This is a genomic window from Bradyrhizobium sp. AZCC 1577 (assembly GCF_036924575.1).
Classification (GTDB): domain Bacteria; phylum Pseudomonadota; class Alphaproteobacteria; order Rhizobiales; family Xanthobacteraceae; genus Bradyrhizobium.
The window spans coordinates 6,223,324-6,236,626 of sequence record NZ_JAZHRQ010000001.1; the positions used below are offsets into that span (position 1 = coordinate 6,223,324).

General features: G+C 60.9%; 10 protein-coding genes. All 10 read left to right on the forward strand.

Annotated features, from left to right (window positions below):
• The first annotated feature begins 68 nt into the window (after positions 1 to 68).
• The 10 genes from V1278_RS29505 (at position 69) to V1278_RS29550 (ending at position 13,286) form a co-directional block, all read left to right on the forward strand.
• Entirely contained in the window at positions 69 to 1,565 is a 1,497-nt protein-coding gene (locus tag V1278_RS29505) for an AMP-binding protein (RefSeq protein WP_334383123.1), read from the forward strand.
• Positions 1,562 to 2,218 (forward strand): TetR/AcrR family transcriptional regulator, encoded by a 657-nt coding sequence (locus tag V1278_RS29510; RefSeq protein ID WP_334383124.1) that lies wholly within the window; start codon positions 1,562 to 1,564, stop codon positions 2,216 to 2,218. The genes V1278_RS29505 and V1278_RS29510 overlap by 4 nt, the downstream gene beginning before the upstream one ends.
• Positions 2,208 to 2,981: an SDR family NAD(P)-dependent oxidoreductase gene (locus V1278_RS29515; RefSeq protein ID WP_334383125.1), complete on the forward strand. Its 774-nt coding sequence runs from the start codon at positions 2,208 to 2,210 to the stop codon at positions 2,979 to 2,981. The genes V1278_RS29510 and V1278_RS29515 overlap by 11 nt, the downstream gene beginning before the upstream one ends.
• A gap of 14 nt (positions 2,982 to 2,995) precedes the next feature.
• On the forward strand, positions 2,996 to 4,906 hold the full coding sequence (locus V1278_RS29520; protein ID WP_334383126.1) for a flavin-containing monooxygenase: 1,911 nt from the start codon (positions 2,996 to 2,998) through the stop codon (positions 4,904 to 4,906).
• A gap of 537 nt (positions 4,907 to 5,443) precedes the next feature.
• Positions 5,444 to 6,073, forward strand: a complete 630-nt coding sequence (locus V1278_RS29525) for a 2-hydroxychromene-2-carboxylate isomerase (RefSeq protein ID WP_334383127.1) — start codon at positions 5,444 to 5,446, stop codon at positions 6,071 to 6,073.
• Between the two features lie 121 nt (positions 6,074 to 6,194).
• Complete coding sequence (locus tag V1278_RS29530; RefSeq protein WP_334383128.1) at positions 6,195 to 7,136, forward strand: GAF domain-containing protein; 942 nt, start codon at positions 6,195 to 6,197, stop codon at positions 7,134 to 7,136.
• Between the two features lie 183 nt (positions 7,137 to 7,319).
• Positions 7,320 to 7,526 carry a hypothetical protein gene (locus V1278_RS29535; RefSeq protein WP_334383129.1) on the forward strand — a complete coding sequence of 69 codons (207 nt, stop codon included), beginning with the start codon at positions 7,320 to 7,322 and terminating at the stop codon, positions 7,524 to 7,526.
• A 350-nt stretch (positions 7,527 to 7,876) separates the two neighbouring features.
• Positions 7,877 to 9,571 (forward strand): TolC family outer membrane protein, encoded by a 1,695-nt coding sequence (locus tag V1278_RS29540; protein WP_334383130.1) that lies wholly within the window; start codon positions 7,877 to 7,879, stop codon positions 9,569 to 9,571.
• Positions 9,572 to 9,880: 309 nt separating this feature from the next.
• Positions 9,881 to 12,046: a type I secretion system permease/ATPase gene (locus tag V1278_RS29545; RefSeq protein WP_442893812.1), complete on the forward strand. Its 2,166-nt coding sequence runs from the start codon at positions 9,881 to 9,883 to the stop codon at positions 12,044 to 12,046.
• On the forward strand, positions 12,033 to 13,286 hold the full coding sequence (locus V1278_RS29550) for an HlyD family type I secretion periplasmic adaptor subunit (protein WP_334383132.1): 1,254 nt from the start codon (positions 12,033 to 12,035) through the stop codon (positions 13,284 to 13,286). Before V1278_RS29545 ends, V1278_RS29550 begins: the two co-directional genes overlap by 14 nt.
• Positions 13,287 to 13,303: the final 17 nt, after the last annotated feature.

The following is a 13,303-nucleotide window of genomic DNA, read 5'->3' on the forward strand; positions in this document are numbered from 1 at the left end:
AAGATGAATTACGAGTCAGAATTCATATATCGGGAAAGCCAGACCGAAAGCGGCGTTTCGAGCGGCAAATGATCAACCTTTCGAGCTTCATCGCTTTTCACGCCAGGCGGACGCCGGAACGCTGTGCGCTGAAATACCGCGGGGAGGATGTCTCCTACGCCGCGTTCGATGACCGCATCCGACGGGTCGGCGGCTGGCTCGCTGCGCGCGGCATCGGCCCCGGCGACGTCGTCGCGGTGCTGATGCAGAACAGCACGGCCTTTCTCGAACTGGCATTTGCGACCAGCCACATCGGCGCGGTGTTTCTGCCGATCAACTATCGCCTGTCCGCAGATGAAGTCGGTTACATCGTCCTCAATTCCGGTGCGCGCATCCTGATTGCGGACGAAGAACTCGCAAGGTTTGCCGCAGGCGGCGCACCGGTGGTGCTGCTCGATGCGTCAGCGCAATCCACGGTCACACGGCTTGCGCCCGACATCGCGCCCGCCCCGATGCAGGTCCGGCGGCCGCGCGATCTGATGCGGCTGATGTACACGTCAGGCACCACCGACCGCCCCAAAGGCGTGATGCTCACTTACGAGAACCTGTATTGGAAATCGGCCGATCAGACGCTTGTCTTGGGATTAAGCGCGGAGACGCGACTGCTGGTGGTCGGTCCGCTCTATCACGTCGGCGCGCTCGACCTGCCGGGTATTGCGGTGCTCTGGCATGGCGGCCTGCTTTCCATCCACCGCAACTTCGAGCCCGAGCAGGCGCTCGCCGCGATCGAAGCCGAGAAGCTCAACGCCGCCTGGTTTGCACCGGTCATGACGACCGCGATCCTCACCTGCCCGACCCGCGACCGCTACGATGTCTCCAGCCTGCGATGGGCGATCGGCGGCGGCGAGAAAACCCCGGAAGCACGCATTCGCGCCTTCTCCGATTATTTCAAGAATGCCCGCTACATCGACGCCTATGGGCTGACGGAAACCTGCGGCGGCGACACTTTCATGGAAGCCGGCCGCGAGATCGAAAAGATCGGCTCGACGGGCCGCGCCATTGCCCATGTCGAAATCGAAATTCGCGATGACGCCGGCAACCGGCTGCCATCAGGCCAGAACGGTGAGATCTGCCTCCGCGGCCCCAAGGTCACGCAGGGCTATTGGAACGATCCCGAGAAAACCGCGGCCGCGTTCTTCGGTGACTGGTTTCGCACCGGCGACATCGGCTATCTCGACGAAGACGGCTTCCTTTACCTGACCGACCGCAAGAAGGACATGATCATCTCCGGCGGCGAGAACATCGCCTCCTCCGAGGTGGAGCGCGTCATCTACGATCTGCCGCAGGTGCGCGAAGTCGCCGTGATTGGCATGCCGGACGAGCGCTGGGGCGAGAAGCCGGTTGCGGTCGCGGTCCTCACGGATGGCGCCACGCTGGAATTGCCTGATCTCATCGAACATTGCCGCACGCGCCTCGCCAGCTTCAAGGTACCGAAGCAACTCATCATCCGCGATCATCTACCGCGCAATCCATCGGGCAAGGTGCTCAAGCGCGTACTGCGCGCCGAACTGGAACCTCACGCATGACGCAATCATCGCAAGCTGCATCCGGTAAGGTCACGAAGTTGAATCGCGTCGAGCGCAACGCTTGGACCAAGCGCAGATTATTCGACGCCGCCACCAAGATCGTCGGCAAGTACGGTTACGCCGAAGCCTCCGTCGCCCGTATCACCGAGGCAGCCGGCGTGGCCCAAGGCACGTTCTACAATCATTTCGAAAACCGCCAGGAACTGCTCGATCAATTGCTGCCGAAGATCGGCATCGACATGGTTCACTTCATCCGCGAACGCACGGGCACCGCAGATGCCGCGAGGCAGGAGATCGAGCGCTTCAGCGCCTTCTTCGATTTCATCCGCGAGGTGCCGGAGTTCCTGCGCATCCTCAACGAGGCCGAGTATTTCGCACCGGTCGGGTACCAGAAGCATCTCGATAATATCGCGACCGCCTATGTACGCATTCTCAAGCGCGCCCGCACGGCCGGCGCCATCGTTGACTTCAGCGACGATGAGTTCGAAGCCATCGTTCACATGTTCATGGGCGCACGCGGCTACCTGAGCCGGCGATACTCATACACCGGCGGCGCGGTAACGGCCGCGCCCGACCATGTCATCTCCGCCTACCGAAAGCTCGTCACGCGCGGGCTGTTCACGCCGGATAAAGGCAACAGCCATGACCGCTGACGGCATCGTTCTCGTCACCGGCGGATGCCGCGGCATTGGCGCCGCCTCCGCAACGCTTCTCGCCGGACAAGGCCAGCAGGTCGTTATTGTCGATATTGCGCCTGAACCGCTCGCGGAAACGCAAAGCATCCTGTGGCCCGCGCCCTTCGATGTCGCGAGCGAAAGCGCTGTTGTCAGCGGCATCGCCGACATCGAGACCGCCCACGGCCCAATCATCGGGCTGGTCAACGCCGCCGGCGTGTTCGGCAAGATGCACAAAATCGAACGCGTGCGAATGGAACAATGGGACCGCGAGATCAATATCGATCTGCGCGGCACGTTCCTGGTGGCCCGCAGCGTCGGCTTGAAGATGGCCGAGCGCCGGCGCGGCGCGATCGTCAATGTCGCCTCCGTTGCCGGCATGACCTCAGGCCCGATCCACGCCTATACCGCGGCGAAGGCCGGTGTCATCCAGATCACGCAGACGCTGGCGGCCGAATGGGGACGCAGTGGCGTCCGCGTCAATGCGGTCTCGCCCGGCTTCACCCGCACGGCGGCGCTGGAAGCCGGCATCGCTTCGGGCGCGCTGAACAAAAAGTGGCTCGAAAGTCCGACCGCGATGAACCGGCTGGTCGAGCCAGTCGAGGTCGCGCAGGCAATCGCGTGGCTGCTTTCACCAATGAGCAGCGGCGTCACCGGAATCAACCTTCCTGTCGATGCCGGTTATATCGCCGGCACCACTTGGGGCGCCTATGGCGGCTTGCCGGAAGCACCAGGCGCGTAAACGAGGACACCAGCATGAATGTCGAGCTGCCGCGCAAGAAACTCGATCTGTCATCGGCCATCGCCGAAGGAGATATCCGCGTCCTGCTGATGGTGCTGGTCCACATGACCGGCGATGCGCGTTGGCTGGAACCGCCTTGCAGGCCCAAGCGCGACGTCCGCCTGATTCCGGATCCGCAAGCCGGTCTGCCCCCGGAAATCCAGGCCAAGATCCGCGCGGCCGTCTTGAAGCTGTTCGCAAATGGTGAACCGAAGCCCGTCATCACCGATCCCGGCAACGAATTGATGCTGAGGATGATGCGGGCGACGCTCGGCGAAGACGTGGCACCTGAATATGCGCCGCTGATGCGCGAGGAAATGGGCTTCATTCCCCGGGAAGCGCGCTGGACCAAACCGCCATCGGATGAAAAGCTGGCGCAGCAGCACGTGCTGATCGTCGGCGCGGGTGTCTGCGCCATCGCGCTCGGCGTCGCCCTTGGCCGCCTCGGCATCCCCTACACCATCGTCGAGAAGAACGACGAACTCGGCGGCACCTGGTATGTGAATCGCTATCCCGGCTGCGGCGTCGATACGCCCAACCACTCGTACTCGTTCTCATTCGGCCGGCGTAATCCGTGGACGCGCTATTTCGCCCAGCGCCAGGAACTGCTCGATTACCTCAGGAAGGTGGCGCTGGAACACGACATCCGAAAGCATCTCCGGCTCAACACGGAGCTGACATCGTCGCGCTGGGACGAGCGCAAGCGACGCTGGATATCGACGTTGAAGACGGCCAACGGCGAAGAGATATTTGAGTCGACCACGCTGGTCAGTGCGATCGGTCAACTCAACGACCCCCACCCGGCGCACTTCAAGGGCGAGAAAGATTTCAAGGGCGTGATGCTGCACTCCGCCCTGTGGTCCGACGACATCAAGCTCGACGGCAAGCGCGTCGCCGTCATCGGCACCGGCGCTACCGCCATGCAACTGGTGCCGTCGATCGCCGACCGTGTGGCGTCGGTCACCGTTTATCAGCGTACCGCGCAATGGGCGCGCCCGGTGGCGGGCTATTCCGATCCCATCACCGAGGGCGCGCGATGGCTGCTCGCGCACCTGCCGTTTTATGTGCAGTGGTATCGCTTCAACATGTTCTGGCGATACGGCGACGGCCTCTTGCCGTTCCTGCGCAAGGACCCCGAATGGCCGCATCCCGAGCGCGCCGTCAACAAAGGTAATGACCGGCATCGCGAAGAGCTGACCAATTTCATTCTCTCGGAGTTGAAGGACCGCCCCGATCTGATCGAGAAATGCGTGCCGACCTATCCGCCTTATGGCAAGCGTATCCTGCTCGACAATAACTGGTACAAGACGCTGACGAAGCCGAATGTCGAACTGGTCACCGACAGGATCGACCATTTCGCGCGCGACGGCATCGTCGCCTCCGACGGCAAGTTGCGGCCCGCGGACATCATCGTCATCTCGACGGGCTTCAAGGTCACGGAAATGGCGGCTCGCCTCAACATCACGGGGCGCGATGGAAAAAATCTGAAGGCAGCCTGGGCCAACGACAACCCGACCGCTTATCTCGGGCTTACGGTGCCGGACTTTCCAAATCTTTTCGTGATGCTCGGCCCTAATTCAGGTCCCGCACATGGCGGCAGCGTGATCTTCCAGTCGGAGTGCCAGAGCCGCTACATCTCGGCGTGCCTCGTCGAGATGATCGAGCAAGACATCGCTGCGATCGACGTTCATCCGGAAGCGCACGATGCGTACATCAAGAAAGTGGATGCCGAGCATGAGCAACTGATCTGGACGCATCCCGGGATGACGACCTATTACCGCAACAAGCAAGGTAGAGTTTTTTCGGCGATGCCATGGCGGTTCGTAGACTACTGGGCGATGACCCACGAGCCTGATTTACACGATTACCGCCACACGAAGGCCTGACATCCGGCGCCCGCGGGAACCCGGCGGATGTTTACTTGACACCTGCCTTCATCTGCCGCAGCATTTAGCACGCTGCACCTGTAGGAGTCGCGGAGCGTTGGGCTCCCCGCTTCGTAGGCATTGGCGGCTCGGTTCGATGATCGAGACGACACGCAGCGGAAGCGGACGTATCGTCCGTGGGCCAACTCTTGGAGAGGAGCATGACGCCACCGGATCAGACCGGTGACCTTGCTCAGCGCAAGGTCCAGGTGCGGTTGAGGTCATAAGCAGCTGCCAGCCTCATCGCGCCTTCAACAATCCAAACCTATCCGCGGGACTGGAGCGCAAAGGCCACGCGCAAGCCGGATCCTGAGAACATACTGGTGTCTACCAGAAATCCTTCGCCTATAACGAAGATGTAGGGCCCCGCGATGCTCTTATGCACCGGGGCCCATTCGTTTTGGCGGGCTCGTTCATTTTGGTATGTCAAAACCGTGTCGCATGGTTCCATGCTCTATTCGGATCGGAGATACTGATCCGATGGAACAGGGAAACGCCATGGATATCCCCCGCGTCCGCATCTACACCGACTACAAGAGCCCCTACGCGTTCGTCGCCAACAAGCGGCTGTTCGAGCTCGAGGAGATTTACGGCGTCGGACTCGAATGGCTGCCCTACACGCTGCGCATTCCGGAATTCATGGGCACGGTGGAAGAGCGCACACCGCATTTCTGGCGCAAGGTGCGCTACGCCTATATGGACGCGCGCCGCTATGCCAACGCGCAGGGCCTTACCATGAAGGGGCCGCGGCGCATCTATGATGCCTTCTATGCCAGCGCCGGCATGCTGTTCGCGCAGCGCCATGGCTTGTTCCGCCCCTATCACGACACGGTATTCCGCCGGTTCTGGAGTCATGATCTCGAAATCGACGAGCTGTCCGATATTTCCGGCGTGATCGCCTCGCTCGGCGGGTCGTCAGAAGAATTCGAAGCTTACGTCCACGGCCCCGCGCGGGCAGAACACGACCGCATCATCGACGAGGCGGAAGCGCTCGGTGTGTTCGGCGTGCCGACCATGGTCTTCAACGGCGAACTGTTCTGGGGCGGCGATCGCATCGACATGCTGATCGAGCGCATCCGGAATCCGGAATCGATCGCGACGGCGCTCGGCAGTCGTCACCGGACGTGAGATCGCAGACAAGGGCCGAGACCCCCGCACGATCTTTGGGCGGCGCCTGCCTGTAATTTGATCGCACATATCGTCGCCAGATCGCCGATGCTGACGTCAGGCGTAGCGACAGGTGCGTCCGATGAAGACATTCATTCGCGTCGTTGAATTGTGGGTGCCCGACCGAACCCGCACGCGCCTGGAGTTCGGAGGCTGTCTTTGCAGCAACGAGTATTCGGAGTTCAAGGCTGTCAGCGAGAACGCGCTGTTTGCCTATGACGAAGGGCTGCCCGGCAAGGCCTGGGCTTGCGGCCATCCCGTCATCCTCACGAAATTTGCAAACTCCTATTTCAAGCGCACGGATGAGGCGATCGAAGCCGGATTGACCTGCGGCGTGGCGCTGCCGGTTTTTGCCGGCGAATTCCTCATGGCTGTGATGGTGCTGTTCTGCGGCGACGACGACAAGCACGTCGGCGCGATCGAGCTCTGGCACAACGATCCCGAGAAGTCCCACGAAATGGGACTGGTCGACGGCTATTACGGCACCGCCGACATGTTCGAGTTCAATTCACGGCACACAAAGTTCCCGCGCGGGTTTGGCCTGCCCGGCCGTGCGTGGAAGGCGTGCATGCCGCTCATTATCAAGGACCTGCACAATGCCAGGAGTTTCCTCCGTTGGGAGGAAGCGAGCGAAATCGGAATCAATTGCGGCGTCGGCATTCCCTACACGACGCCGCCGGATCAGACCTGGGTCATGACCTTCCTGTCCGCGCAGGCAACGCCGATCGCCAGACGTTTCGAGATCTGGGTGCCGGATCCGTCGCGAACGGAATTGGTGTTTCAGTCCGGCGATTGTAGCAGGAATGCCGATCTGGCCTCGCTTTATGCCGAAAAGACGATACGCAAGGGCGAAGGCAGTATCGGCGGCGCTTGGGCGACAGGCATGCCCGCGATCAACGAACATCTGAAGGTCGACGAATCGATCGCGGCGCAGCAGGCGCGCGCAGCCGGCATGAACCAGATCGTTGTGCTGCCAGTGATCGAAAACGCCCTGCTCAAGGCCGTGCTCGCCTGGTATCTCTGAAGGCGCCTTCAAGAATTCAGCGCGGCGCACGTACACGACAACGCCTACACCGAGGCCCTTCGCAGCGTGCGTCACCTGCCGGGCAGACGTGTCAACAGATGGTGATTAAAACGAATTAAATACTGCTACTCGGCGGAATTTAAATGAGATAATCCTTGTCAAAATAACCGGTCGGAGGCCGTCATGGATACCCCCGAACAAGAAGAGCTCAACGACCGCCGGAACTTTCTCATTTCGGCAGGCAGGTTTGCAGCCGTAACTCCTCCAGCCATTACCTTATTGCTGTCTACTTCTTTGACATCCGACGCAATCGCAAATTCGGGCAACAACGGCTACGGCAACGGCGGCGGCGACGGCAGCCCAAACGGCAAGGATGACAAGTACCGCTAACGAAGGGCCACGGTCATCGGCCGCCGTTACTATCCCGCTCTTTGAGCCAGCGTGGCTTCCGGGGACCAGCCCCCAAGCCCAACCCGGAAGAAGGCGGCCCCAGTTCCTTTCCAGAAACTGGGGCCGTTTCGCTAGATGCTTGCGAGCCGTTCCCGCCGATCCCGTGGGCTGGTCGGAATTAAAGCTACTAATTAACGGAACTCACAGTTATTTAAGGATGCCTTAAGTTGGGCGAACCTGTGGCTGAAATGTCATAGGGGAATCCGGTTCCGTTTGCTAGCTTGTGCCTAATTTAACGCAATTGAAGCGTCATTTGACGGCAAGTTTTTTAGTTGGTGGGGACGGGGGCAATGAAATCGTGGTTTTGTGCGGTCGCCAGTGTGCTTTTGGCGACGACCGCGCCTGTTTCAGCGGAACCCTTTTCCATTAACGATGCATTGAAGCAGGCTACCCTGACCAATCCAGGCGTCGGCGAGGCATCTGCAAATCGGCGCGCAACAGAGTCAGAACTCCGCCAGACACAGAGCACATTGCTGCCACAGGTTCGGGTGGAGGCCCGGTACGGTCCTGAAAAATTCGACCAGAGCGCTGCAGTCGTGAGCGGTTCGGCGTTGCCGGTTCCCGCGCCCGGAACTGGCACTTGGCGAAATGGAACCCAGGGGTCGGTTGTCGTACGACAGGTACTGTTCGACGGATTTGCTTCCATTCATGATATCTGGCGGCAAACGGCCAGGGTTAACGCGGCCGCCTTCCGGGTCCGGGAACGGACAGAACTCATCGCGCTGGATGCAGCGGAAGCCTATGTCGACGTCGTCCGGTATATGAGGCTGGTTGATCTCGGGCAGCAAAACATTGCCAACCACGAGCGGATATTCTCCAACGTGCAATCCCGCTTCTCGGGCGGCCGGGCCGGTGAAGGCGACTTGGAACAGGCGCGGGAGCGCGTGGAAAACGCGAGGGCGACGCTCGCGGAGTTTCGAAGGAATCTGGAGGAGGCCCGGGCCAAGTACCGCAAGGTCGTGGGACTCGAGGCGTATAATCTGCGCTTCCCCGCCCCGCTGGCTGGGTTGCCGGCAACCAGGGATGAAGCGCTGGCGATCGCGGTTCGCTTCAATCCAACCATCAGGGCCGCGCAGGCAGATGTGGACGCGGCCAAGCACGCTTTCCGGGTCACGGACGGCGCTTTCGTGCCAAACCTCTCGCTCGAGGGCCGCGCGACCCACAGCGACAATACCTATCCGTATCTGGGCGTCACCCATGACGACTACAGCGGCAAGGTCGTGATGTCCTGGGACGTCTTCCGCGGCGGCCAGGATTCTTGGCGCCGTACCGAGATGGCCGAGCGTCACACCGAAGCGACCATGCGTCACGCGCGGTTGCAGCGAGATGCGCTGGAATCCATCGACAAGGCTTGGGCTGCGCGAACGGTAACAGCGACACGTGTCGCGGCCCTGACCCGTCAATTACAGGCGGACCGCAAGACGATCGCAGCGTTCGACAAGGAATACGAACTCGGTCAACGCTCGCTGATCGATTTGCTGAATGCGCAAAACCAGTACTTCAATGCCGCCGTCTCGCTGACCTCTTCGCGTGGCGTCATTGTCTTCGCCGACTATCAGATGCTGGCGGCTATGGGGACTCTGCTTGAATATCTCAAGGCTCCTCCCCCCGTAGATGCAGCACCGGTCGATCTGGCGCCGCTTGGCCTGCCCGTCTACAAGTTTTCGACGCCACGCGTGACCTTGCCGCAATCCGGATCGGAGCCGCTGCGCGTCGCAAATGCGGCCATCGACGCTTCCGCAACTCCCTTGGCCTTTGCCGCCGCGGAACCGCGGGAAGGCTTTACCGATCGCTGGCCGCGTGGGGCAGTCGCAGCAAGGATGCTCGGAGCGCCGGAATGGTTCGCCCAGAAGCATGGCCGTAGCCCAAGCCAAGCGGTCGTCGCTCACGTCGACCCGACGGCGCAGCTATCGATGTCATATGCTTCGGCGCATGAGGGCAAGCCGTATTGGCTGCTGTCGGCCTTCCCCTCCGAGAAGAAGTAAACGACAGTTTATCTGAAGTGAGCAGTTAATATAAGGCGCGGTTAATGGCGCCGGAAGTGTCTGCTAATTAACTGTCTGAAAGAATAGCCGAATCCAGCCCATGCTTCGGACGGCGATGTATTATATTCTGACGGCTTATTAGCCGCGTCGGTTGCGCGGGTCTTATTTACTTTACTGATGATCAGAGGCACTAGGTTGTTCTCCCGGACCTCCAAACAGGCGCAAGCCCGGCCGGCCAAAGACGAGGCGGACGGGGTCGTTAGCGCCGCCGACGTCCATCCGCCAGGTCAGGACCCCCTCGCAGCGTCTCTGACCTATCTGGCTGCCCATCATGGCCGAGCGGTAAGTCGCGAGGCGTTACTGGGCGGGCTGCCCATCCTTGATGGACGGCTGTCGGTCGCCCTCTATGACCGTGCCGCGAGGCGCGCCGGACTGGAAACGGAGGCGATCAAGCGGGACATCCTCGACATTCCCGCCATCGTTCTCCCTGCGGTCCTGATCATGAAGACCGGCAAGGCGCTGATCCTTCTGGGAATCGATCAGGCCAGCCAAAGCGCCAAGATCCTAGACCCGACGAACAAGCCTGCCGCGCCGCAGGTTCAGAGCATCAAAGCGCTTTATGCGGATTACACGGGCTACACCTTCCTGGTGAGAGCCGCGGCCGAAGCCAATGCGCGAGCGGTTGCCGCAGGAGATCTTCCCCGGAACCACTGGTTCTGGTCGGTCGTCAAGGTGCATTGGCGCAGCTACGGGCACGTCGCTCTCGCAGCCTTTCTGATCAACATGCTCGCGCTGGCGACGCCGCTGTTCACCATGAGCGTGTACGATAGAGTCATTCCGAACGGCGCGCTCCCTTCTCTGGTCGCGCTGGCGATCGGAATGGGTATCGCGATCGTTTTCGACTTCGTGCTGCGCACCGTGCGGAGCCGTATCATCGACATGACCGGAAAGACCGCAGACGTCGTTCTCGCCGCCAACATCTTCGAACACGTGATGGCGGTGAAGATGGCGCAGCGTCCAACCTCAGTCGGCATCATCGCCAATCAGCTTCGTGACTTCGATTCGGTTCGCGAGTTCTTCACGTCCGGCAGCGTGGTCTCTGCAACGGACCTCGTTTTCGCCGTGCTCTTCATCGCCATCCTGTTCACGATTGCCGGTCCGCTGGCGTGGATTCCGCTCGTGATGCTGCCGATCATGATCGCGCTCGGATTTACCATGCAGCGTCCGCTCGACCGCGCCATAAAACGAATGCAGGCCGAGTCCGCGGCGCGCCATGGCGTGCTGGTGGAGTCCCTCGCGGGGATGGAAACGGTCCGTGCAACAGGCGCCGAGGCCCGGATGCAAACGGCCTGGGAACGGTCGGTCGCAGCAACCGCGCGGTCGGGAGAAGACGTCCATTTCTGGTCGTCGCTGACGTTGACGAGCGCGAATGCGGCGCAACAGCTTACCAGCCTCCTTCTGCTCATCGTCGGCGTGTTTCTCATTCTCGACGGCAAGCTCAGCGTTGGCGCCCTCGTTGCTGCCAATATGCTGGCTGGCAGGGTTTTGGCGCCGATTGCCGGGATCGCGTCCGTCATCACACGCGGCACCCAGACATTGTCTGCGCTCAAGTCGATCGACCGTATCATGTCGCTGGAACGCGAGCGGTCTCCGCAGCGCGCCTATGTCGCCCGCAAAATCGAGCAGGGCCGCATCAGCTTCGAAAACGTCAGCTTCTCGTATCCGAACGCGCCCGGCAAAGCGCTCGACAAGGTTTCCTTCAAGATCGAGGCCGGCGAGCGAATTGGAATTATCGGTCGTGTCGGCTCCGGCAAGACAACGGTCGGACGTCTCCTGCTCGGTTTCTACGAGGCGGAAGAAGGACGCATCCTCATCGACGGCGTCGACTCCCGGCAATATGACCCGTCGGACCTGCGCGCCGGCATCGGATTTGCGATGCAGGACACCGACCTCTTCTTCGGGAAGCTGCGCGACAACATTGCGCTGGGCAAGCCCGAGGCGACGGACGAAGAGGTGCTTGCTGCGGCACGTTTGTCCGGCGTCGAGAGCTTTATCGCCGGCCATCCCATGGGATACGACATGCCCATCGCCGAAGGTGGCCGCAGTCTTTCGGGCGGGCAGAAACAGGCGATCGGGCTGGCGCGCGTGCTCATCAGGAAGCCTCGCGTGCTGTTCCTGGATGAACCCACCGCGCATTTTGATGTGCGCAGCGAAACTGAATTCCTGGAACGGCTCAAGGGCATGCGCGGAGAACAGATGACCATCATCATCTCCACCCATCGCCTTTCGCTTCTCGGAATGGTCGATCGTCTGCTGCTGTTTGACAATGGTCGGCTGGTTGCAGACGGACCACGGGACAAGGTCCTCGCTCTGCTGCAAGGCAAGCCTGCGACAGCTCCGCCCGAAACCGTGGCGCAACCCACTGTCGCGCCTCGCGCAGCAGCCCTGGTGCAAAATCCTAATGCCGGCATCTGATTTTGCCTTCGCCAATGACATCCGTGCGGCAGCAGCAATGCGCACGCCGCGAACCTCGCGCATGCTCTTGCAGGCTTTCCTCGCCCTGCTCGTGACGTTTCTGGTCTGGGCGCATTTCGCGGTCCTCGAGGAAGTCAAACGGGGCAATGGCCGCGTCGTGCCTTCCCGCCAGACCCAGGTCGTCCAGACCCTTGAAGGCGGTATCGTCGGTGACATCCTCGTTCAGGAAGGCGCCATCGTTAATCAGGGCCAGTCGCTGATGCGAATCGACGACACCAAATTCGCGTCCGAGTTTGGTGAGATCAGGGAACGACGCGGTGCGATGGCGGCGCGCGTTGCACGACTAGAGGCAGAGGCGCGCGGACGAAGCGAGATCACGTTCCCCGAACAACTCGACCAAGTGGTTCCGGCGGCAGTCGCTACCGAGACCAGCGTCTTCAAGATGCGTGGACAAAAGTTGGCGCAGGATGTGGACGTCCTAAAGCAACAGGTAACCAGACTGACGGGCACGCTCAAGCTTCTGGAACGCGAACTCGAACTCACCCGCAAGCTCTATGAGCAGAAGGTCGTACCCGAGATCGAAATGCTGCGGCTCGACCGCCAGGCCACCGAAATGCGCGGGCAGCTCGCAGAGGCACAATCGAAGATCGCCAATACCCTTGCGTCCTTTCGATCGCAGGCAGACGAAGATCTGGCCAAATCAAAGGGAGATCTTGCGGTGCTCGATGAAAACATCAAATCCGCGCAAGATCGTGTGCGACGCACTGACCTGAAGGCGCCGGTGCATGGCATCGTTAATAAATTGAACGTGACGACGATCGGAGCGGTGGTTCAGCCCGGCGCCAATGTGATGGATATCATCCCATTGGATGACACGCTGCTGGTGGAAGGCCGCATACGGCCCCAGGATATCGCCTTCATCCGCCCCAATCAGGACGCGGTGGTAAAGCTCTCGGCCTATGACTCGTCGGTATACGGCTCGCTAAAGGGCAAGGTGGAGCGGATAAGCGCCGATACTATCGTCGATGATAAGGCGGCCGACCGGTCGGAGCGCCAGGAAACCTTTTATCGCGTGATGGTTCGTACCGATAAAAACCATCTGGGCACGACCGAAAACTCTTTGCCGATCATTCCCGGCATGGTCGCCACGGTCGAGATCCTGACAGGCGAGAAATCCGTGCTCGATTACCTTCTCAAGCCGGCCCGTACCCTGCGGGACGAGGCCATGCGCGAGCGGTGAGCATCTTGCTTAACAGA